This is a genomic window from Synechococcus sp. CCY 9618 (genome assembly GCF_019038415.1).
In the GTDB taxonomy this organism is placed as follows: domain Bacteria; phylum Cyanobacteriota; class Cyanobacteriia; order PCC-6307; family Cyanobiaceae; genus Cyanobium.
Genome location: NZ_JAFKRG010000047.1, coordinates 67,846 through 88,050 on the forward strand (window position 1 = coordinate 67,846; position 20,205 = coordinate 88,050).

At 69.4% G+C, this 20,205-nt stretch carries 21 protein-coding genes; 11 read left to right on the plus strand and 10 right to left on the minus strand.

Annotated features, from left to right (window positions below):
• Window positions 1-15: 15 nt before the first annotated feature.
• Window positions 16-1,602 (minus strand): DEAD/DEAH box helicase, encoded by a 1,587-nt coding sequence (locus tag KUG41_RS11730; RefSeq protein ID WP_216904290.1) that lies wholly within the window; start codon window positions 1,600-1,602, stop codon window positions 16-18.
• 96 nt (window positions 1,603-1,698) lie between these two features.
• Between KUG41_RS11730 and KUG41_RS11735 the strand changes: the two genes are divergently transcribed.
• A complete protein-coding gene (locus KUG41_RS11735) occupies window positions 1,699-2,136 on the plus strand; it encodes an HNH endonuclease (RefSeq protein WP_216904291.1) in 438 nt (145 codons plus the stop codon).
• On the opposite strand, the gene KUG41_RS11740 is transcribed toward KUG41_RS11735, so the two are convergent.
• The gene (locus KUG41_RS11740) at window positions 2,082-2,426 is read right to left on the minus strand and encodes a hypothetical protein (protein ID WP_216904293.1); all 345 of its coding nucleotides are present in this window, start codon (window positions 2,424-2,426) and stop codon (window positions 2,082-2,084) included. The two genes, KUG41_RS11735 and KUG41_RS11740, sit on opposite strands and share 55 nt — an antisense overlap.
• Window positions 2,427-2,460: 34 nt before the next feature.
• Here KUG41_RS11740 and KUG41_RS11745 point away from each other — a divergent pair, with 34 nt between their 5' ends.
• Both KUG41_RS11745 and pdxA read left to right on the plus strand, forming a co-directional pair.
• Window positions 2,461-3,414, plus strand: coding sequence for an SDR family NAD(P)-dependent oxidoreductase (locus tag KUG41_RS11745; protein ID WP_216904294.1), 954 nt, complete (start codon window positions 2,461-2,463; stop codon window positions 3,412-3,414).
• 149 nt (window positions 3,415-3,563) lie between these two features.
• Complete coding sequence (pdxA, locus tag KUG41_RS11750; RefSeq protein WP_216904296.1) at window positions 3,564-4,559, plus strand: 4-hydroxythreonine-4-phosphate dehydrogenase PdxA; 996 nt, start codon at window positions 3,564-3,566, stop codon at window positions 4,557-4,559.
• Here pdxA and accB read toward each other — a convergent pair.
• Both accB and efp read right to left on the minus strand, forming a co-directional pair.
• Window positions 4,556-5,041, minus strand: a complete 486-nt coding sequence (gene accB, locus KUG41_RS11755; RefSeq protein ID WP_216904297.1) for an acetyl-CoA carboxylase biotin carboxyl carrier protein — start codon at window positions 5,039-5,041, stop codon at window positions 4,556-4,558. The two genes, pdxA and accB, sit on opposite strands and share 4 nt — an antisense overlap.
• A 5-nt stretch (window positions 5,042-5,046) precedes the next feature.
• Entirely contained in the window at window positions 5,047-5,607 is a 561-nt protein-coding gene (gene efp / locus KUG41_RS11760) for an elongation factor P (protein ID WP_216904298.1), read from the minus strand.
• A 112-nt stretch (window positions 5,608-5,719) separates the two neighbouring features.
• Between efp and KUG41_RS11765 the strand changes: the two genes are divergently transcribed.
• Window positions 5,720-6,826 carry a peptidylprolyl isomerase gene (locus tag KUG41_RS11765; RefSeq protein ID WP_216904299.1) on the plus strand — a complete coding sequence of 369 codons (1,107 nt, stop codon included), beginning with the start codon at window positions 5,720-5,722 and terminating at the stop codon, window positions 6,824-6,826.
• On the plus strand, window positions 6,819-7,841 hold the full coding sequence (gene thiL / locus KUG41_RS11770) for a thiamine-phosphate kinase (protein WP_216904300.1): 1,023 nt from the start codon (window positions 6,819-6,821) through the stop codon (window positions 7,839-7,841). The genes KUG41_RS11765 and thiL overlap by 8 nt, the downstream gene beginning before the upstream one ends.
• Window positions 7,842-7,890: 49 nt before the next feature.
• On the opposite strand, the gene KUG41_RS11775 is transcribed toward thiL, so the two are convergent.
• On the minus strand, window positions 7,891-8,913 hold the full coding sequence (locus KUG41_RS11775) for a type I glyceraldehyde-3-phosphate dehydrogenase (protein ID WP_216904301.1): 1,023 nt from the start codon (window positions 8,911-8,913) through the stop codon (window positions 7,891-7,893).
• A gap of 182 nt (window positions 8,914-9,095) precedes the next feature.
• Here KUG41_RS11775 and murC point away from each other — a divergent pair, with 182 nt between their 5' ends.
• From murC to KUG41_RS11790, 3 genes are read left to right on the plus strand one after another with little or no spacing between them, the layout of a single operon-like run.
• Entirely contained in the window at window positions 9,096-10,556 is a 1,461-nt protein-coding gene (gene murC / locus KUG41_RS11780) for a UDP-N-acetylmuramate--L-alanine ligase (protein ID WP_216904360.1), read from the plus strand.
• Between the two features lie 6 nt (window positions 10,557-10,562).
• Complete coding sequence (gene murB / locus KUG41_RS11785) at window positions 10,563-11,456, plus strand: UDP-N-acetylmuramate dehydrogenase (protein ID WP_216904303.1); 894 nt, start codon at window positions 10,563-10,565, stop codon at window positions 11,454-11,456.
• 26 nt (window positions 11,457-11,482) lie between these two features.
• Entirely contained in the window at window positions 11,483-11,824 is a 342-nt protein-coding gene (locus KUG41_RS11790) for a YbaB/EbfC family nucleoid-associated protein (protein ID WP_216904304.1), read from the plus strand.
• Here the strand turns inward: KUG41_RS11790 and rsgA are convergent.
• The 4 genes from rsgA to grpE are packed head-to-tail and all read right to left on the minus strand — an operon-like array spanning window position 11,799 to window position 14,983.
• The gene (gene rsgA, locus KUG41_RS11795; RefSeq protein WP_216904306.1) at window positions 11,799-12,872 is read right to left on the minus strand and encodes a ribosome small subunit-dependent GTPase A; all 1,074 of its coding nucleotides are present in this window, start codon (window positions 12,870-12,872) and stop codon (window positions 11,799-11,801) included. The genes KUG41_RS11790 and rsgA overlap by 26 nt on opposite strands.
• A complete protein-coding gene (locus tag KUG41_RS11800; protein WP_371734130.1) occupies window positions 12,862-13,101 on the minus strand; it encodes a sulfurtransferase TusA family protein in 240 nt (79 codons plus the stop codon). The genes rsgA and KUG41_RS11800 overlap by 11 nt, the downstream gene beginning before the upstream one ends.
• A 2-nt stretch (window positions 13,102-13,103) precedes the next feature.
• Window positions 13,104-14,228, minus strand: coding sequence for a molecular chaperone DnaJ (gene dnaJ / locus KUG41_RS11805; protein WP_216904310.1), 1,125 nt, complete (start codon window positions 14,226-14,228; stop codon window positions 13,104-13,106).
• Window positions 14,228-14,983 (minus strand): nucleotide exchange factor GrpE, encoded by a 756-nt coding sequence (gene grpE / locus KUG41_RS11810; protein WP_216904312.1) that lies wholly within the window; start codon window positions 14,981-14,983, stop codon window positions 14,228-14,230. Before grpE ends, dnaJ begins: the two co-directional genes overlap by 1 nt.
• Window positions 14,984-15,095: 112 nt before the next feature.
• Between grpE and KUG41_RS11815 the strand changes: the two genes are divergently transcribed.
• From KUG41_RS11815 to KUG41_RS11825, 3 genes are read left to right on the plus strand one after another with little or no spacing between them, the layout of a single operon-like run.
• Complete coding sequence (locus KUG41_RS11815) at window positions 15,096-16,553, plus strand: GspE/PulE family protein (protein WP_216904314.1); 1,458 nt, start codon at window positions 15,096-15,098, stop codon at window positions 16,551-16,553.
• A 5-nt stretch (window positions 16,554-16,558) separates the two neighbouring features.
• Window positions 16,559-17,635: a type IV pilus twitching motility protein PilT gene (locus KUG41_RS11820; protein ID WP_216904315.1), complete on the plus strand. Its 1,077-nt coding sequence runs from the start codon at window positions 16,559-16,561 to the stop codon at window positions 17,633-17,635.
• 45 nt (window positions 17,636-17,680) lie between these two features.
• Entirely contained in the window at window positions 17,681-18,931 is a 1,251-nt protein-coding gene (locus KUG41_RS11825) for a type II secretion system F family protein (RefSeq protein WP_216904317.1), read from the plus strand.
• Here KUG41_RS11825 and KUG41_RS11830 read toward each other — a convergent pair.
• The gene (locus tag KUG41_RS11830; protein ID WP_216904319.1) at window positions 18,913-20,205 is read right to left on the minus strand and encodes an NAD(P)/FAD-dependent oxidoreductase; all 1,293 of its coding nucleotides are present in this window, start codon (window positions 20,203-20,205) and stop codon (window positions 18,913-18,915) included. The genes KUG41_RS11825 and KUG41_RS11830 overlap by 19 nt on opposite strands.

The following is a 20,205-nucleotide window of genomic DNA, read 5'->3' on the forward strand; positions in this document are numbered from 1 at the left end:
CCTGGCCCCCCGGGCCTACCAGCGCTCAAGCCACTGACGCACCAGCGCGGGCAGGGCCTTCTGGCGGCGCAGGTGATCGCGGTTGTGGAACAGGGTCGCGATGCGCTCGGCCTTGCTGGCGATCAGGTCATCGACCAGTCGGTCGGCGACCCCCAGCTGCATCCAGTGGCTGGTCAGAGCGGCCCCCATACCGATGCGGTGGCAACGGTCCTCCGCCTGTTCGGCGTCGCCGGGGGTCCAGGGCCGTTCGATCAGCACCACATGTCGGGCCCGGTGCAGGGTGAACCCCAGCCCCCCGGTGCCATAGGTGGCGATCAACAGGGGGCTGCGGCCCCCCTGAAAGGCGTCCACCAGCTGCTGCCGGCGGGCCGGGGGCACGGCACCGATCAGGGGGCCCCCATCGCCCTCCCGGCCCAGCTGCCGGTGCAGGGCCTGGGCGGTGGCCACGAAGGCGGTGAACACCACCACCGCTTCGCCCCGCCCCAGCAGGTCGGCCACCAGCTCGGCGGTGGCGGGGATCTTGTGGTGGGAACCGATCAGGCGAAGGGCCGTGAACGCGGCCAGGGCCTCGGCGTCGCTGCGCACCTGGCCGGCCTGGGCCCGGCGACGGAAATCTTCGATCCGCGCCTCCAGGGCCCGCTGGAAGCTGGCCGCGGCGGCCCCGTCGAGCTGCACGGGTCGCTCGAGCCGCTGCTTCGGCGGCAGATCCAGGCACTCACCCTTGCGGCGATGCAGCACCAGAGGCCGCACCAGCCGCTGCAGCTCCTCCAGCTCAGTGGCACCGGTGGCCTGCCAGATCCGCCGTCCCCCCTGCTCCCGCCAGTGGCCCTGGCAGTAGCGCTCCTCGAAGGCCCGCTGGTCGGCGGCCAGGGGATGGCCGATGGCCGCCAGCAGGGGAAACAGCTGGACCGGCCGGCCGTTCTTCATCGGCGTGCCGGTGAGCAGCCAGATCGCCCGCAGGCGGGGATGGCGCGCCAGCCGCAGGAAAGCCTGGGTGCGGGCGGCACGGATCGTCTGGGCGAAGTGCGCCTCATCAGCGATCATGACCGTGCCCGCAGCAGGCAGTTCGCTGGGCAGCCGCGCCCAGCTGTGCAGCTCCAGCCGCAGACCCAGGGCCGCCGCCTCCTGTTGCCAGTGATGGTGCAACCCCGCCGGCGCCACCACCACCAGCCGGCAGTCGGCCAGGCGCACCAGAGCCCGACCCGCCACCAGGGCGCTGAGGGTCTTGCCGAGACCCATCGCATCGGCCAGCACGGCCCCGCGGCGGGCCAGCAGCCAGCGCACCGCCAGACGCTGGTGGCGAAACAGCCGGCGGCCATCCACAAGTTCCCGGTCAGCCGCGGCGGCCGCCACCAGGGAGCGGTGGGGAGGCAGGGGAGGCAGGGGCTGCTGCAGCCAGGCGAACCAGCGGGCCAGCTCCGGCGTGGCCGGGAAACGACCGGCACACTGCTGCTGGAGCGCCACGGCCGCCTCCAGGGGAAACTGCCAGCAGCCGCGGCGGCTCAGCCACTGCCCCCGGGGGCGGATCGCCCGCAGATGGGCCTGGGTCACGGCGTCGAACGGACTGACCACTTCGATGAGACCCGAAGGGCCCAGGCGCATCTGCACCAGGGGGGCAGTCAATGCGGCAAAAAGCAATCATCAACACATTGACACCTGGCGCACCGAGGGCAAACTTCCGCCAACCGAGGCGCGCTGATGCAGGCCAGGGATGGAGTCTTTCTCGAAGACCTCTGCCCCAAGCTGCGCGCGCGACGATGGCGACAGTCGCTGCACCGGATGACCGGTCAACGGTGCCTCTACTGCGGTGAGGCCTCAGAATCCATCGATCACGTCCATCCCCTCAGCCGCGGTGGCCTGAGCGTGACCGAGAACTGCGTCCCGGCCTGTCTGGGCTGCAACGGCCGCAAGGGCGACAGCGATGCCTTCATCTGGTACCGGAGCCAGCCTTTCTACGACCCGCGCCGGGCGATGGCCCTGCGGGCCTGGACCGACGGCGACCTTCGGCTGGCCCTGCGGCTGCTCCAGTGGGTGGCTCCCGTCGAGCCGGACGAGACCGCAGCCGCCACCGCCGGGGAGACTCACCAGACGCGGCAGGCGGCCACCCCGTTGTGGCGGTGGCAGATGGCCTCCTGAGCGCGGGGCTGCTCCGGCGCCAGAAGCACGGCCCCCAGCACCAGCCCCACCGCCACCATCAGGGGCGCTGTGGGCCGGGCATGGGCAGGGGTCACACCCGGGCCCCAGCGGCTGGGCCCGCGCAAGGAGCGCGGCAGGGGAAGCGCCGATGGGAGGCCGACCGGCGGACGGACCCTCAAGCCGGGAGACAGGCCGTCGGCCGGTCCTGCCGCCGCAGAGACGCCCTGCGGGGCGGGGGTCAGCGAGGGTGCCAGTGCGGGTGCCAGTGCGGTGGCCAGACTGGGGGTCACGGGAGGATGGTCAGACAGTGATACAGATGTACTGATGCCCATGGAATCTGTCAACCCCGCGCCCGATCCAGGCGCGCCCGTTCATCCGGCGATGGCCGGGGCCCGCGCCGCCATCGGACGGATGCTGGTGCTGGGCGGGGGCTACACCGGCCGACGCCTGGCCCTGACCCTGGAGGCGGCCGGGGTCCCCGTGGTGGTCACCCATCGGCAGCCCCCCCCCGAAGCCCACGACCCGGGCTGGCTGCGCTTCGATCCCGAGGGTGGGGCGCTGCCCACCCTGGCGGATCTGGCGGGCGTCACCCACGTGCTGGTGACCATTCCCCCCGACGCCGGCGGCCGGGATCCGGCGGTGGATGCCCTCACGCCCTTGTTGCGCAACCTGGCTCCCGCCTGGGTGGGCTACCTCTCCACCACAGGGGTCTACGGCGATGCCGGCGGCGCCTGGGTGGACGAGACCACCCCCACTCGGCCGCTGCTGGAACGCAGCCGGGCCCGGCTGGCCTGCGAGGAGGCCTGGCGCCGCAGCGGCCTGCCGGTGCAACTGCTGCGGCTTCCGGCCATCTACGGCCCCGGCCGCAACCCGATGCTGAGCCTGCGCAACGGCACGGCACGGCTGATCCACAAGCCGGGCCAGGTGTTCTCCCGGGTGCACGTCGACGACATCGTCGGGGCGGTGCTGCACTGCATCAGCCTGGCGTCCGCGGAACGACCCGACACTCTGATCCTGGCGGATGCCTGTCCCTGTCCCTCGAGCGAGATCCTCGGCCTGGCCGCCCATCTGCTGGGCTGCCGGCTGCCGGAGATGCAGCGCTACGAGGACATCGCCCCGACCATGGGAGCCATGGCCCGCAGCTTCTGGGGCGAGAACCGACGCTCCTCCAGCCGGCGACTGCGCGAGGGCCTGGGCTACAGACTGCTCTATCCCACCTACCGGGAGGGTCTGCCGTCCTGCGTGGGGGACTTCTTCTTGGAGTCGAAGATCGACTGATCGATCAGGGACGGCAAGCCCAGGTCGTCACCCGCCTTCTGCCAGTTCACCACAATCCACTGGTTGCGGAAGGCGATGCCTCCTCCGATCAGAAGAACAGCCAGGATCAGCAACCGGAACATGGACCCACTCTCTGAGCGCCTGGAGCCATGAAAACTACATCCGGCCGCCTTGTCATCGCTCTGGGGGATCCCGCCGGCATCGGCGCGGAGGTGACCCTCAAGGCCCTGGCCCTGCCACCGCCCCCTGGCCGTGAGGTGGTGCTGGTGGGTTGCGGCCGCTGGCTTCGGGACTGCCACCGGCGTCTGCAGGAGTGCAGCGGCGTCCCCCTGGCCGACCCGTCTGCCTTCGCCCTGGTGGATGTTCCGCTGGAGCAGCCGATCCGCCCCGGAGTGAGCAGCCCCGCCGCCGGCGCCGCCAGCTTCACCTGGCTCACCCGGGCCGTCGAGCTGGTGCTCGACGGTGAGGCCGACGCCCTGGTGACGGCGCCGATCGCCAAGGCCAGCTGGAACGCCGCCGGCCATGCCTACCCGGGTCAGACGGAACGGCTGGCGGAGCTCTGCGGCAGCGCCGACGCCGCCATGCTGTTCACCGCCGTGGCCCCTGGGGAGGGCTGGCGGCTCAACACCCTCCTGGCCACCACCCACATCCCCCTGGCCGAAGTCAGCCGCCGGCTCGGGCCGGATCTGGTGAGCCGCCGGCTGGATGACCTGCTCAGCTTCTGCCGGCGCTTCACCCCCCGGCCCCACCTCGTGGTGGCGGGCCTCAATCCCCATGCAGGCGAGGAGGGCCAGCTGGGTCGGGAGGAGAGGGACTGGCTGATTCCCGCCCTCGAGCGCTGGCGGGGGCTGCATCCGGAGGTGCGCCTGGAGGGGCCCGTCCCACCCGACACCTGCTGGTTGGACGCGGCGGCGGCCTGGCGAGGCGACGGCCCGGGGCCGGACGGCTATCTGGCCCTGTACCACGACCAGGGACTGATCCCGGTGAAGCTGCTGGCCTTCGACGCCGCCGTCAACACCACCCTGGGGCTCCCCTTCCTGCGCACCTCCCCCGACCACGGCACCGCCTTCGGGATCGCGGGCCGGGGGGTGGCCAGGGCCGCCAGCATGGCGGCCGCGATCCGCACCGCCTGGGAACTGGGTTAGGCGGGCTTGATGCGCATCAGCACCTGGCCGAACTCCACCGGAGTCCCGTTTTCCACAAGGATCTCCACCACCTCGCCGCTGACCTCCGATTCGAGCTCGTTCATCAGCTTCATCGCCTCCAGGATGCAGACCGGCTGGCCGGCGGTGATGCGGCTGCCCACCTGCACGAAGGGGGCCTCCCCAGGGGCCGAGGACCGATAGAACGTGCCCACCATGGGCGCCGTCAGCGCCTGGAGGTCGCTGCGCACGGAGGCCGCCGGCGGGGGCGGGGGTGACGGCGACGGCGGGGCACCGCTTCCTGCCGAGGCCGCCGGCGGGGGCGGCGCGGCAGGCGGCTCAAGGAACACGGTGGCCGGTGCGGCCGATGGCAGATTGCGGCGCACCTCCAGCCGGAAGTCGTCCCCCTCGAGACGGAGCTCCTGGATGTCGCTGTCCCCGAGCAGGGCCAGCAACTCGCGCAGTTGGTCGTGGTCGAGCTGCATGGCGGTCAGGACTCCCGGCCCAGATAGCTGTCGGTGCGGGTGTCGACCTTGATCTTCTCGCCGATGGTGATGAACAGCGGCACCATCACCTGGGCCCCGGTCTCGACGATGGCGGGCTTGGTGCCGCCGGTGGCGGTGTCGCCCTTCACGCCGGGGTCGGTCTGGGTGACTTCGAGCACCACGGAATTAGGCAGCTCCACCTCCAGGGGCTTGCCGTTCCAGGAGACCACGCTCACCTCCATGCCTTCCTTGAGGTACTTGCGGCCGTCGCCGATCTGCTTGGCGGTGAGCCGTGTCTCCTCGTAGGAGGCCATGTCCATGAAGACATAATCCTCGGCTTCCATGTAGGTGTGCTGCAGCGTCGACTTCTCCAGCAGGGCCTGGGGCATGGTCTCCCCGGCGCGGAAGGTCTTCTCCACCACGTTGCCGCTCTGCACGCCCTTGAGCTTGGTGCGCACGAACGCCGACCCCTTGCCGGGCTTGACGTGCAGAAACTCAACGACACGCCAGACCTGGCCATCCAGTTCGATCGTGGTGCCGGTACGAAAGTCGTTGCTGGAGATCATTCCGGCGGATCGGATCGGGGGATTGTACGTCTGGCTACCGGCCCTTCCCGGGACAGCGGCGGGGTGAGCCCCGGGCGGGTTGTGCCAAAGTCCAGGCAGTCACAGGGGAAGCATGGACCGGGGACGCTGGCGTATCGGGTTCACCACCACGGCGGCCCGCCCGCTGGGGGGGGTCGCCGTGGCCCTGGCGCTCACCCTGCTGCTGGCGGTCCCCGCCGCCTGGGCCTACCTGCCCCAGGGCAACGCCGTCAGCGATCCCAGCGCCCTGCTGCGCAACGCCCTGCCCATGGAACAGGGAGACCTTCAGAAGCTGCAGCACCGCCTGGAGGACACCAGCGACGATCTGCGCGCCAAGCGCTGGAACAGCCTGACCGGCTCGGTGCGCCGTTCCCAGTCCCTGCTGGGCAGCAGCCGGGAGCGGATCCTGGCCAGCTTCGATTCCGTCGACCGCCCCAGGGCCGAGGCCCTGCTGGCCGACACGGAGCTGCACCTCCAGGATCTGGCGGCCGCTGCCGAGAGCCAGAACCGGGATCCTTTCCTGGCCGCCCGCCGGGAGGCCCTGGCCGACATCGGCCGGGCCGAAGCCCTGCTGGTGGGTCCCTTCCCCTTCACGATCCCGGCCGAATTCGATGCCCTGCCCCGGCTGCTGGGCCGGGCCACGGTGCGTCTGAGCACCACCAGGGGAGACCTGATCGCCGTGGTGGATGGCTACAACGCGCCCCTGACCGCCGGCGCCTTCGTGGATCTGGTGCAGCGGGGCTTCTACGACGGCCTGAGCTTCGACCGGGCCGAGGACTTCTATGTGCTGCAGACCGGCGATCCCAGGGGCCCGGACGCGGGCTTCATCGATCCGGTCACGAAGCAGGAACGCACCGTGCCCCTCGAGATCATGGTTCCGGGAGAGGAGGCCCCCTTCTACAACCAGACCTTCGAGGACCTGGGCCTGTTCAAGGCTGAACCGGTGCTGCCCTTCGCCAGCAAGGGAACCCTGGGCTGGGCCCATTCCGACAAGGCCCTGGGCGACGGCTCCTCCCAGTTTTTCCTGTTCCTGTTCGAACCCGAACTCACCCCCGCCGGCCTCAACCTGATCGACGGCCGCTACGCCGCCTTCGGCTATGTGGTGGACGGCCTGGACGTGCTGGAGGAGCTCACCGCCGATGACGGCATCGTCTCCGCCACGGTGATCGAGGGCGCCGACAACCTGCGCCCCCATGCCTGAAGGGCCCACCCTGGCGGAGCTGGGGGAGGCCGAACTGATCCGGCGCCTCGGCGCCTTCGCCCCTGCGGGCCAGTTCAGTGATGACGCAGCCCTTCTGACGCTGAACGCCTCAGGATCGATGCAGCCGGGCGGCTCCCTGCTGGTGGTCAACACCGACGTGCTGGTGGAGGACGTGCATTTCAGCGATGCCACCACCGGCGCCACGGACGTGGGCTGGCGGGCCGCCGCCGCCAACCTCTCCGATCTGGCCGCCATGGGCTGCCAGGGGACCCTGGGCATCACCGTGGGGCTGGTGGCTCCGGGCCACACCCCCTGGAGCTGGGTGGAGGAGGCCTATGCCGGCATGGCCGCGCTGGTGGCGGCCCATGGGGGTGTGCTCCTGGGGGGAGATTGCAGCGGCGGCAGCCAGCGGCTGCTGGCGATCACGGCCCTCGGCCGGCTCGAAAGCGGCCGCGGCGGGCCGATCCGCCGCGGTGACGGGCGCCCGGGTGATCTCCTGGTCTGCACCGGCGTCCACGGGCTCAGCCGCCTGGGCCTTGCCCTGCTGCGGCAGGAGGCCCTGCCGACCATCTCCCAGGACGCCCGGAGTCGTGCCGTCGCCGCCCACCGGCGACCGCGTCCCCGCTTCGATGCTGTGACGGCCCTGACCGCCAGCCGACCGTCGGCCCTGCCCTGGCGGGTGGCCGGCTGCGACAGCAGCGATGGCCTGGCCGAGGCAGCGGCCTGTCTGGCGGTGGCCAGCGGCTGCACGGCCCTGCTGGATCCGGAACGGTTGCCCCTGGCCCCGGAGCTGGACGGCCTGGCCGCAGGAACGGCGTGGTGCCTGTGGGGGGGCGAGGATTTCGAACTGGTGCTGGCTCTGGAGCCCACCTGGGCGGAGGGCCTGGTGGAGCGGCTGGAGGGAGTCCGCCCGATCGGCCGGCTGACGCCACCCCAGCCGGCAGGGCCGCTGCTGTGGTCAACCGACGGGGGAGCGATCCGCCCCCCGGGTGGGGCCTTCCGCCATTTCGGCTGATGCCTCCCCACCGGGAGGACCCTGCCAGGGTGGGATCAGACGCCCGGGCTCACTTCCAGTTGCGGGCCACCACTTCGGCAAGGTCGACGACGCGCTGGCTGTAGCCCCACTCGTTGTCGTACCAGGAGATCACCTTGACCATGTTGTCGCCCATCACCAGGGTGAGATCGGCATCAACGATCGCCGACTCGTCGGTGCCGGCGTGGTCGGTGGAGACCAGGGGCAGATCGCAGTACTTGATGATCCCCTTCATGCCGTTCTCCGACGCGGCCTTGAGGGTGGCGTTGACCTCTTCCTTGGTGGTGCTGCGGCTCACCTCGATCACCAGATCCACCACCGACACGTTGGGAGTGGGCACCCGCAGGGCGATGCCGTTGAGTTTGCCCTTCATGGGTGGATACACCAGGGCGACCGCCTTGGCGGCACCGGTGGAGGTGGGCACAATATTGACGGCCGCAGCCCTGGCCCGGCGCAGGTCGCGATGGCTGGCATCGAGGATCCGCTGGTCGCCGGTGTAGCTGTGGGTCGTGGTCATGGTGCCCTTGACGATGCCGAAGGCCTGGTCGAGCACCTTCACCAACGGAGCCAGGCAGTTGGTGGTGCAGCTGGCGTTGCTGATGATCGCGTAGTCATCGTGGCGGTACTGATCCGCGTTGACGCCCACCACGAACGTGCCGACGCCCTCACCCTTGCCGGGGGCGGTGATCAGGACCTTCTTCGCTCCGGCTTCGATGTGCTTACCGGCTCCTTTTTCATCGATGAACACACCAGTGGCTTCGATCACCAGATCAACGCCCCACTCTTTCCAGGGAAGGTTGAGGGGATTGCGATCAGAGAAGCACTTGATCGGCTTGCCATTCACCACGATCGTGTCGTCGGTGTAGCTCACTTCCGCGTTGCGGATGTGGCCCAGCATCGTGTCGTACTGAAGCAGGTGCGCGTTGGTCTTCGGATCGGAGGTGTCATTCAGACCCACCACTTCGATGCCTGTGTTCTCACCGCGGCTGAGCCAGCAACGCATGAAGTTCCGACCGATTCGGCCAAATCCATTGATCGCAACGCGCAAGGTCATGGCAGAAAGCGGTGAAACCCGCTAGCAAGGGAGGATTTTGGCTGCCGATCATACAGAAATGGGGTTCCGGCCCTTTCCTGCAGCCCCAGGGCCCGGATCGGACGGTCGGCAAAGCGCAGTATCTCGTAAGGGGGGGAGGGGGGATCTGCCGTTATTTTCGGCGTGGCCTGGAGTCCCCCTTGATCCCGAAGCTCGATCGCCGTCAGCCGCTCCACTTCATCGGAGCCGGGGGCATCGGCATGTCCGCCCTTGCAGGGATCCTGGCGCAGAGGGGCTTCGCGGTGAGTGGCTCCGATCCCCGTCCCGGCCCGGTGCTGGAACGCCTCCGGGGCGTCGGAGTGCGCATCTTCCAGGAGCAGACCGCGGCCACCATCGACGCGGTGCTGGCCGCCACCGGCGGGGAGGGCTCCAGCGACGACCTGCCGCCCCTTGTGGTGATCAGCTCAGCGGTCCCCGCCAGCAATCCGGAGCTGGCCGAAGCCCGACGGCGGGGGCTGCCGGTGGTGCATCGCTCGGATGTGCTGGCGGCCCTGATCAACGCCCAGCCCTCGATCGCCGTGGCCGGCAGTCACGGCAAGACCACCACCAGCACCCTCATCGCCACGCTGCTGGAGGCGGTCCGTGAGGACCCCACCGCCGTGATCGGAGGCATCGTGCCGGCCTTCGGCAGCAATGGGCGCCAGGGCCATGGCCGTCTGCTGGTGGCGGAAGCCGACGAATCGGACGGCTCGCTGGTGAAATTCCGCCCTCACCTGGGCCTGCTCACCAACATCGAACTCGACCACACCGATCACTACCCGGACCTCGCCTCCCTGGTGGCCACCCTGCAACGTTTCGCCGCAGGCTGCACGACCCTGCTGGCCAACCGGGACTGCCCGGTGCTGCGGAACCACTTCCAGGCCACGAGCTGGTGGTCCACCTGCAGCCTGGAGGGAGCGGACTTCGCCGCCATCCCCCTGGAGGAGCGGGGTGACGGCACCCTGGCCACCTACTTCGAGCAGGGGGTGGCGCTGGGTGCCATCGAGGTGCCCCTGCCCGGCCGCCACAACCTCAGCAACACCCTGGCGGCGGTGGCGGCCTGTCGGCTGGAGGGCGTGCCCCTCCAGGCTCTGCGGCAGGCGGTGGCAGGGTTGCGGCCGCCTGGACGCCGCTTCGACTGCCGCGGTCTCTGGCAGGACCGGGCAATCGTCGATGACTACGCCCACCATCCCAGTGAGGTGGCCGCCACCCTGGCCATGGCCCGTCTGATGGTGGACAGCGGCCGCAGCCCCCTGCCCCTCGTGCCGCGGCGCCTGGTGGCGGTGTTCCAGCCCCACCGCTACACCCGCACCGCCCAGTTCCTGGAGGACTTCGCCGCCGCCCTGAGCCGGGCCGATGCCGTGCTGCTGGCCCCCCTCTATGCCGCCGGCGAGGCCCCCCTGGCGGGGATCTCCAGCCCGGCCCTCGCCGAGGCGCTGCGGTCCATCGACCCCGATCTCCCGGTGGAGGTGGCCGACAGCATGGAGGCTCTGGCCGAGCTGGTGGCCCGTGTCACCGGCCCCGGGGACCTGGTGCTCGCCATGGGGGCGGGCGACGTCAACAGCCTCTGGGACCGGCTGGGGGCCCTGGACGAGCCCGGTAAGCCTTCGGTGCTGGTGGCCTGAGGGGGGATGGTCCCGCCCGCCTGCCACGAACCGATGCGATCGGTGCTCCTGGGGGACTACACCACCTGGAAGGTGGGTGGAGCGTCCGAATGGTTCGCCGAACCCGCTGACCAGGAGGAACTGATCGCCCACGCCGCCTGGGCGGTGGCCGGTGGGGTGCCGTACCGCTGCATCGGGGCCGGCTCCAACCTTCTGATCGCCGATGCCGGCCTCACCGGCCTCACCCTCTGCAGCCGCCGCCTTCAGGGCAGCCGCCTGGATCCGAACGAGGGCTGGGTGGAGGCGGAGGCCGGCGAACCGATTCCCACCCTGGCCCGCAAGGCCGCCCGAAGCGGCCTGCACGGCCTGGAGTGGGCGGTGGGCATCCCCGGCACGGTGGGCGGGGCGGTCGTCATGAACGCGGGCGCCCAGGGGGGCTGCACCGCCGAGTGGCTGCACTCGGTGCGGGTGCTGGATCCCCGCAGGCCAGAGGTCCCCTTCGTCCTGGCCGCCGCCGATCTGGCCTTCGCCTACCGCCACAGCCGCCTGCAGGAAGAACCGCTGCTGGTGCTCTCGGCCCGGTTCCGGCTGGAGACGGGCCACGACCCGGCCAGCGTCGCCGCCCGCACCAGCGCCAACCTGCACAGCCGCACCAGCACCCAGCCCTACCAGCAACCCAGCTGCGGCAGCGTGTTCCGCAACCCGGAGCCCCTCAAGGCCGGCCAGCTGATCGAAGCACTGGGCCTCAAGGGGCTGAGCATCGGCCAGGCCCAGGTGTCGCCGATCCATGCCAATTTCATCGTCAACACAGGCGCCGCCACGGCCACCGACATCGACGCCCTGATCCGGCTCGTGCAGCAGCGGGTGCTGGAAGCCCGGGGGGTGCGGCTGCACCCGGAAGTCAAACGGCTGGGGTTCTAACCTGCCTCCACCCGTAATTCCCTGGCATGGCCGGCTTCGGACTTCCCAACTTCGGACAGCTGACCGAGGCCTTCCGCAAGGCCCAGCAGATCCAGCAGGACGCCCAGAAGCTCCAGGAGGAGCTCGATGCGATGGAGCTCCAGGGCAGCGACCCCGAGGGCCGGGCCAGCGTCTGGCTGTCAGGCAACCAGCAGCCCCTGCGGGTGGAGCTGAGCCCGGAACTGCTGAGCGAGCCGGCCGAAGCTGTCGAGGCCGCGGTGCTGGCCGCCCTCACCAAGGCCTACGAGGTCTCCACCACCACCATGCGCGAGCGGATGGAATCCCTCACCGGAGGCCTGGACCTCAACCTTCCAGGTCTGGGGAACTGAGCTCCGGATCCGCTCCCGGCAGGTCCTGGGCCTCCGCCTGGCGGCGGCTGCGGCGGGAGGATCGTCGCAGCTGGGGATCGAGCAGCGGTTCGAGCCGGTCGCCCCGCTGACGCAGGCCCCGGCCCCCCTGGCCGGCCCTGCCCGAGCGAGCCGCCGCCCCTGCCAGGGCCTCCACCTCCTCCAGACAGCGAGCGAACAGTGCCCGGCGGTCCCAGCTGTCACCCATGGAACAGCCCGGATCGTCCTGATGGCGGCAGTTGGCGAAGCGGCAGGGGGTGGTGCTCAGCCGCGCCTGCAATTCCGGGAACGCCGCCGCCAGGGTCTGGGGGTCGGAGGGCAGGGACGGGGTGTTGAAGCCGGGGGAATCGGCCACCAGGGCCCCTGGCGCCAGGGCAAACAGTTCCACATGGCGGGTGGTGTGGCGTCCCCGGCGCAGACGTCCGGAGACGGTCGCGACCCGCAGCTCCAGGGAGGGCGCCAGGGCGTTGAGCAGGCTGCTCTTGCCCACTCCGGAGGGGCCGCAGAGGACGGCGATGCCTGGTTGGTGGAGCTGCTGGCGCAGGGCCTCGAGGCCTTCGCCGTTGCGGGTGGAGACGGCCGTCGCGCCATAGCCCCAGCCCTCCAGCCGCCGGCACCAGTCCCGCACCTCGCCAGCCGGAAGCAGATCGGCCTTGCTCAGCACCACCTGCACCGGCTGGCCGGTGGCCTCGGCGGTGATCAGGAACCGGGTCAGCTGCAGCGGATCCAGGCGCGGTTCCGCCAGCGCCACCACCACCACGACCCGGCTGACGTTGGCCACCGCAGGCCGCGGCAGCAGGTTGTGGCGGGGCTCGAGGCCCACAACAGCGCCCCGGCGGGCGCCCCAGTCGATGGCCCCCACCGCCACCCGGTCGCCCACGCACACCTGCTGGCCACTTTTGTCGAGCCGGCTGCGGCGGGTGCAGAGCAGGCGCACCGCCGCTCCCAGGAGGGCATCGCCATCGAGGCTCACCAGGCAGAAGTTGGCCTGCAGGGCCACCACCCGACCCGGCAGAAGCTCAGGTCCCATCCCGGCGCACCAGAAGCCTCACCCCAGCACCGTCGCCGAACGGCGACGGCTCCACCAGCTCCACGGCATGACCTTCAAAGCGCAATCCGTCCGCCACCGTCTCCTGCGGTTCACCCTGGTCGAGGTCGATCTGCAGGCAGGCCCCTGGCGGCAGCTTCTCGAGGGCCAGGCGGGCCCGGATGAAATTGAGCGGGCAGGGGGTGCCGCGCAGATCGAGCGCCGTGGTCACGGTCAACCGAACAGGCCGCCGAACAGGCCACTCTTGTGATGGTGGCGCTGCCCCTTGCGGGTGTGGTGGCCGGCCAGCTGCTCCAGCAGCTCCCGTTCCTCGCCGTTGAGCTTGGTGGGCAGCTGGACCTTGATGGTGAACTGGTGGTTGCCCCGGGCCACCGGGTTGCCCAGCCGCGGCACACCCTTGCCCTGGAGGGTGATCACCGCTCCCGGCTGGGTGCCGGCGGGAATCTCCAGCTGCTCGTGCCCGTCGACCGTCTCCACCTCAATGGTGTCGCCCAGGATCGCCTGGAGGTAGTTGAGCGGCACCTCGGAGTGCATCGTCACCCCGTCGCGGCGCAGGTGGGGATGGGACTGGGCGGTCAGGAAGACGTACAGGTCGCCGGCTGGGCCGCCCCGCTGGCCGGCATTGCCCTCCTGACCGACCCGCAGCCGGGTGCCCGTGTCGACGCCGGCAGGAATGTTGATCCGCAGTTTCTTGCGCACCTGCTGCAGGCCCTGGCCGCCACAGGCGGAGCAGGGATCGGCGATCACCTGGCCGCTCCCCTCGCAGGTGGGGCAGGGTGCCACCTGGGTGAAGCTGCCGAAGGGGGTGCGGGTGGCCCGACGCACCTGGCCGGCCCCACCGCAGGTGCCGCAGCCGGTGGGGCCGCTGCCGGCCTTGGCGCCGGAGCCGCTGCAGGTGGTGCAGGTCTCGAGATGGCGGATCTGGACATCCTTCTCGGTACCGAAGACGGCCTCGCTGAAGCTGATGGTGAGATCCAGACGCAGGTCGTCGCCCTGGCGCGGCCCCCGCCGCCGCGCCCCAGCAGGTGCGCCACCGCCGGAACCACCGAAGCCGCTGAAGAAGGTCTCGAAGAGGTCAGCGAAGCCCCCCATGTCGCCCATATCGGGCATACCGCCACCACCGCCCAGTCCGGCCTCACCGAACTGGTCGTAGCGGGACCGGGTCTGGGGGTCGCTGAGCACCTCGTAGGCACGCCCGATCTCCTTGAAGCGGTCCTCAGCCCCTGGCTCCTTGTTGACGTCGGGGTGGTACTGACGGGCCAGACGCCGGTAGGCCTTCTTGAGGCTGTCGGCATCCACATCCCGGGAGACGCCGAGCAGGTCGTAGTAATCCGCCATCAGCCGGCCTGCCCACCGGCGGGAGGAGCCGCGGATTCGGAGCCATGGGCCTCACCTGTCGGGCCCGGACCCATGGACACCTTGACCAGGGCGTGGCGCAGGACGCGGCCATCAAGGTGATAGCCCCGCTGCAATTCCTCGATCACCACGTCCTCGGGGTGATCGTCACTGGGTTCCCGCAGAACGGCCTCGTGAAGTTTGGGATCGAAGGGTTCCCCTTCCACCCGCATCGGTGAAACACCCAGTTGCTTGAACACGTCGACCAGTTGCTTGTAGAGGTTCTGGTAACTGCGGTGCAGGCTCTGGGCCTCCTCGCTCTGGGGGCTGAGCTGCTGCCGGGCCCGGTCGAAGTTGTCGACCACCGGCAGGATCTCGGTGAGGGTGGTGCAGGTGATGTGCAGCCGCTGGTCGTCCTGGTCCCGGCTCTGGCGTTTGCGGAAGTTGTCGAAATCAGCCGCGATGCGCATGTACTGGCTCTTGAGCGACTCGTTCTCGCTGCGCAGGGAAGCCAGTTCGGACTCGAGTTGCGCGATGCGTTCGGCCGGCACGACGCTGGTCTCGGTGGGGCGATCCGCCGGGGACGCCGCTTCAGGGGGATCGGCGGGGCCGGAATCCTGGGCGGATGTGTCCTGATCAGTGTCTCCGCCCGCCTTGTCCTGAAGATCCTTGAAGAGCGACTCCGCCTGAGCCGCGTCGACCGCGCCCTCCTGGGGATCGATCCGTTCCTCGTGGGCAGGGGTGGTTTCGCCGGTCATGCGTTCTGGCAGGGATGTCAGATCCCGTTATGTTGAATGGCCAGGAGGCCTCTTCACAAGCGGCGGAAGCCCGCACCTCCTCCCCCGGCTTCGCTCCCGATCTCCTCCGTCGATGCAATCCGAAAGCCTCACCCAGCGTCCTCAGGTCACCGGGGCGGAGCACACGTCCCTGTTTCGCGATCTCGATCTGGGTCAGGCCTCAACCGTCCAGAACCAGCGGACACCTGAAACCGAAGACCTGGAAGCCTCCAGTTCCGGCGAAGGGATCTCGCCGGTGATGAGCCTGGTGGACCGCATCCTCATCGAGTCGCTGACCACCGGCGCCAGCGACGTCCACGTGGAGCCCCAGGAGGACGGTCTGCTGATCCGTTTCCGCCAGGACGGCGTGCTGCGCAGCATCGACAAGCTGCCTCGCACACTCATCCCTGCGGTGACATCGCGGTTCAAGATCATGGCCGACCTGGACATCGCCGAGCGGCGGATGCCCCAGGACGGCAGGATCCGCCGCAACTTCCGCGGGCGCACCATGGATTTCCGGGTCAGCACCCTGCCCGGCCGCTATGGGGAGAAGGTGGTCCTCCGGCTGCTCGACAGCGGCGCCACCCAGCTCGGGCTGGACAGCCTGATCACCGACGTGGACGCCCGGTCGACCCTGAGGGACATCGGCTCGAAACCCTTCGGGATGATCCTGGTCACCGGACCGACGGGCTCCGGCAAGTCGACCACCCTGTACGCCCTGCTGTCGGAGCGCAACGACCCCTCGATCAACATCTCCACGGTGGAGGATCCGATCGAGTACACCCTCCAGGGCATCACCCAGACCCAGGTGAACCGGGAGAAGGGCTACGACTTCAGCTCCGCCCTGCGGGCCTTCATGCGCCAGGACCCGGACGTGCTGCTGGTGGGCGAGACCCGCGACCTGGAAACCGCCCGCACCGCCATCGAGGCGGCCCTCACCGGCCACCTGGTGCTCACCACCCTGCACTGCAACGACGCGGCCAGCGCCTTCGCCCGACTCGATGAGATGGGCATGGAGCCCTTCCTGGTGAGCGCCTCGCTTCTGGGGGTCGTGTCCCAGCGTCTGCTGCGGCGCCTCTGCAGCGAATGCCGGGTGGCCTACCACCCCAATCCCGGCGACCTGGCCCGGTTCGGCCTGGTGGCCACCGATGAGAGCGACATCACCTTCTATCGCTCCAACACCGTGCTTCCCGGCTCGGAGGGCTGCTGCAGCGCCTGCCAGGGTCGGGGCTATGCCGGCCGGGTGGGGGTGTACGAAATCCTGCGCATGAATGAAAACCTCTCCTCTGCGGTGGCCAAGCGGGCCACCACCGAGGAACTCCGGCGTCTGGCCCTGGAGTCCGGAATGAAGACGCTGCTGGGGTACGGCCTCGATCTCGTGCGCCAGGGGCTCACCACCCTCGAGGAGGTTGAGCGGATGCTCCTCACCGACACGGGCCTGGAGTCGGAGCGCCGGGCCCGGGCCCTGAGCACCCTCACCTGCCGCAGCTGCGGCGCCGGACTTGAGGACGAATGGCTCGAATGTCCCTACTGTCTGAGCGTTCGTAACTGAGCGGAATGGACCTTCTCATTGAAGATCTGATGCAGGTGCTGGTCAGGGAAGGGGGCAGCGATCTGCATCTTTCCGCCGGCGACCCCCCCTACGGCCGTTTCAGCGGCAAACTGCGGCCGATCATCGCGGACACCAAACTCACCGAGGAGAGTTGCAATAAACTGATCTTCTCCCTGCTCAATAATGCGCAGAGGAAGAATCTGGAACAGAACTGGGAACTCGACTGTGCCTACGGCCTCAAGGGCGTGGCCCGGTTCCGGATCAACGTCTATCGCCAGCGAGGCACCTACGCCGCCTGCCTGCGGGCCCTGGGCAACGCGATCCCCAGCCTCGACAAGCTGGGTCTCCCGCCGATCGTCGAGGAGATCAGCGGCAAGCCCAAGGGGCTGGTGCTGGTGACAGGGCCCACGGGCTCCGGCAAGACCACCACCCTGGCCGCTCTGATCGAACACATCAATGCCACCCGCTCGGAGCACATCCTCACGATCGAGGACCCGATCGAGTTCACTTACAAGAATGTGAAGTCGATCATCCACCAACGGGAACTCAACGAGGACACGCGCAGCTTCGCCAATGCCCTGCGGGCGGCCCTGCGGGAGGACCCTGACGTGATCCTGGTGGGTGAGCTGCGCGACCTGGAAACCATCCAGCTGGCGATCACGGCGGCGGAGACCGGTCACCTGGTGTTCGGCACCCTGCACACCAGTTCCGCCTCCCAGACGGTCGACCGGATGGTGGACGTCTTCCCGGCCGGCCAGCAGACCCAGATCCGGGTGCAGCTGAGCGGCAGCCTGCTGGCCGTCTTCTCCCAGACCCTCTGCAAGAACATCCAGCCCACCAACGGGGCCTTCGGCCGGGTGATGGCGCAGGAAATCATGATCAACACCCCCGCCATCGCCAACCTGATCCGGGAGGGCAAGAGCTCCCAGCTCTACTCCCAGATCCAGACCGGCGCCAACCAGGGAATGCAGACCCTCGATCGGGCCCTGGCCAATCTGGTCGAAGCCGGCAAGGTGTCCCGCGAAGAGGCTCTGCAGAAAACCACCAAGCCCGAGGAGCTGATCCGGCTGCTCGACCGCTGATCGTTCCGGCCTTTCCTTCACCCCCGTCCCAGCAGCTCCCCAGCGATGACCGCCTTCGTCGTCACCTACACCACAAGGTCCGGCCAGCGCCGGGAAATGACGCTGAACGCCGACAGCCCTTCCCTGGCGAGGCGGGAGCTGCGCCGGCGGGGCATCCTGGCGAACACCGTGGTGCGCAAGGAAACCCCCAAGCTCGCCCAGGGGGCGGCGAAGAAATCCGGTTCCTCCTTCGCCGGCCTGGCCGACCTGCTGGAGGGCCCGGTCACAGTCCGTGACAAGGCCCTCTTCGCCAACAAGCTCTCCGCCCTTGTGGATGCGGGGGTGCCCATCCTGCGCAGCCTCGATCTGATGCGGATGCAGCAGCGCTCCAAGAAGCTGCGCAACGCCCTGGAGGGGATGACCCAGGACGTCAACCAGGGGGACAGCCTCGGCAACTCCATGCGCCGCTGGCCGAAGGTGTTCGACAACCTCAGCATCGCCATGGTGGAAGCGGGCGAAGCCGGCGGTGTGCTCGACGAGACGCTCAAGCGACTGGCCAAACTTCTGGAGGACAATGCCAAGCTCCAGAACCAGATCAAGGGGGCCATGAGCTACCCGGTCACCGTGCTGTTGATCGCGATCGCGGTCTTCCTCGGCATGACCATCTTCCTGATCCCGACCTTCTCCGGCGTCTTCTCCCAGCTGGGTGCGGAATTGCCGCTGTTCACACGGATGATGCTGGGCCTGAGCGATTTCCTGCGCTCCTGGCGGGCCCTGATCCTGCTGGGGGTGCTGGTGGCCTTTGCCTTCTGGGTGGTCGCGACCTACAACACACCCATCGGCCGCCGCCAGATCGACGGCATGATGCTCAAGCTTCCCCTGTTCGGGGAATTGATTGAAAAGACGTCCAGCGCCCAGTTCTGCCGAACGCTGAGCTCCCTGTCCAAAGCAGGAGTTCCGATCCTTCTGTCGCTTGAGATCGTGAGGGAAACGGCCACCAATTCGGTGATCGCCGACGCCATTATCTCCTCCAAGAATGAAGTGAGTGAAGGCTTGCCTCTCAGTGCCGCTCTTCGCATGAAGAATGTCTTTCCGGAGATGTGCGTGAACATGCTCGCCATCGGCGAGGAGACCGGCGAGATGGACGCCATGCTCTCCAAGGTCGCTGATTTCTACGAAGACGAAGTCACCACCATGGTCAAGGCCCTGACCTCCATGCTGGAACCGGCGATGATCGTGCTCGTGGGCATCATCGTGGGTTCGGTGCTGCTGGCCATGTACCTGCCCATGTTCTCCATCTACGAACACATCCGCTGAGCGGCGAGGGCCTTACCCGCCAGCCATCCGGAACTCCAACAGTGCTGGAAGTTGAACCCGCCGGTCACTCCGTCGACATCCAGCAGCTCACCGACGAGGAACAGACCTGGCTGAAGGCGGCTCTCCATCGTGGCCAGATTGACTTCGGAGAGGGGAACGCCACCGGCGGTCACGAACTCCTCTCCGAAGGGCCCGCGACCGGCGACCGGATAGCGGCTGTCGCGCAGGGCGCTGATCAGGGCAAGCTCACCGCGCCGGGTTAGATCGGCCCAGCGCAGGGAGGCGTCCACACCGTGCCGGTCCAGCAGGTGCAGCCAGAGCCGTCGGCTGAGGTCGGGCCAGGGGCGCCAGTTGCCCATCTGCCGGCGCGCCTGCTCGCGCCGTGCCGCCGAGAAGAGCTCCTCAAGGTCCGCCGGGCGCCGTCCCCCGGTCCAGTCGACCCGCAGCTCGGCGCGGTAGCTGCGTTGACGCAGGACCCGGGCCGCAAAGGCGGTGAGCCGCAGGGTGGCCGGGCCACTCAGCCCCCAGTGGGTGATCAGCACGGCCCCGCGCTGCCGCTGGGGCGCCTCCCGCGGAAGGGTGGCCGCGCCCTCCAGGGGCGCCAGAACAAGCTCCAGCTGAACCGGATCCATGGCCACTCCGGCCAGGCCCGCCAGGGGATGCTCCGCCAGGGTGAGGCTGAACAGGGAAGGCACCGGCGCCACCAGCCCGTGGCCCAGGGAGGTGGCGATGCGGTGGCCACTGGGATGGCTCCCCGTCGCCAGCACGAGACGCTCCGCCTGCACCTCGGCCCCCGAGCGCAGCCGCAGCCGGAAGCCGCCCCCGGCCAGGGCTTCCGCGGCCTGGCCCGCCTGGGCCGTCTGCACCCGCACCCCGGCGGCCAGCGCCGCCTGGCGCAGGGTGTCCACCACCGACGTGGAACGGTTGGAGCGGGGAAACATCCGCCCGTCGGGCTCTTCCACCAGCTCGAGCCCATGGGCCTCGAACCAGGCCACCGTGTCGCCGGCAGCGAAACGGGAGAAGGGTCCGCGCAGGGCCCGGCCCCCCCGCGGGTAATGGTCGGCCAGCAGCCGCGGATCCCAGCAGGCATGGGTGACGTTGCAGCGACCGCCGCCGCTGATCAGCACCTTGTGCAGCGGTTCGGGCGTCGCCTCCAGCAGCAGCACCTCCCCGGCGCGGGAGCCCGCGGAGTCGGCCGTCGCCGCCGTGATGGCGGCCATGAAGCCCGCCGGGCCGCCTCCCACCACCACGACGGAGACACGGCTGGGCAGCAT

Coding starts and splice junctions, on each gene's coding strand:
- KUG41_RS11730 (WP_216904290.1), bottom strand. CDS start 1,602: ATGCGCCTGGGCCCTTCGGGTCTCATCGAAGTGGTCAGTCCGTTCGAC.
- KUG41_RS11735 (WP_216904291.1), top strand. CDS start 1,699: ATGCAGGCCAGGGATGGAGTCTTTCTCGAAGACCTCTGCCCCAAGCTG.
- KUG41_RS11745 (WP_216904294.1), top strand. CDS start 2,461: ATGCCCATGGAATCTGTCAACCCCGCGCCCGATCCAGGCGCGCCCGTT.
- pdxA (WP_216904296.1), top strand. CDS start 3,564: ATGAAAACTACATCCGGCCGCCTTGTCATCGCTCTGGGGGATCCCGCC.
- accB (WP_216904297.1), bottom strand. CDS start 5,041: ATGCAGCTCGACCACGACCAACTGCGCGAGTTGCTGGCCCTGCTCGGG.
- efp (WP_216904298.1), bottom strand. CDS start 5,607: ATGATCTCCAGCAACGACTTTCGTACCGGCACCACGATCGAACTGGAT.
- KUG41_RS11765 (WP_216904299.1), top strand. CDS start 5,720: ATGGACCGGGGACGCTGGCGTATCGGGTTCACCACCACGGCGGCCCGC.
- thiL (WP_216904300.1), top strand. CDS start 6,819: ATGCCTGAAGGGCCCACCCTGGCGGAGCTGGGGGAGGCCGAACTGATC.
- KUG41_RS11775 (WP_216904301.1), bottom strand. CDS start 8,913: ATGACCTTGCGCGTTGCGATCAATGGATTTGGCCGAATCGGTCGGAAC.
- murB (WP_216904303.1), top strand. CDS start 10,563: ATGGTCCCGCCCGCCTGCCACGAACCGATGCGATCGGTGCTCCTGGGG.
- KUG41_RS11790 (WP_216904304.1), top strand. CDS start 11,483: ATGGCCGGCTTCGGACTTCCCAACTTCGGACAGCTGACCGAGGCCTTC.
- rsgA (WP_216904306.1), bottom strand. CDS start 12,872: ATGGGACCTGAGCTTCTGCCGGGTCGGGTGGTGGCCCTGCAGGCCAAC.
- dnaJ (WP_216904310.1), bottom strand. CDS start 14,228: ATGGCGGATTACTACGACCTGCTCGGCGTCTCCCGGGATGTGGATGCC.
- grpE (WP_216904312.1), bottom strand. CDS start 14,983: ATGACCGGCGAAACCACCCCTGCCCACGAGGAACGGATCGATCCCCAG.
- KUG41_RS11815 (WP_216904314.1), top strand. CDS start 15,096: ATGCAATCCGAAAGCCTCACCCAGCGTCCTCAGGTCACCGGGGCGGAG.
- KUG41_RS11820 (WP_216904315.1), top strand. CDS start 16,559: ATGGACCTTCTCATTGAAGATCTGATGCAGGTGCTGGTCAGGGAAGGG.
- KUG41_RS11825 (WP_216904317.1), top strand. CDS start 17,681: ATGACCGCCTTCGTCGTCACCTACACCACAAGGTCCGGCCAGCGCCGG.
- KUG41_RS11830 (WP_216904319.1), bottom strand. CDS start 20,205: ATGCTGCCCAGCCGTGTCTCCGTCGTGGTGGTGGGAGGCGGCCCGGCG.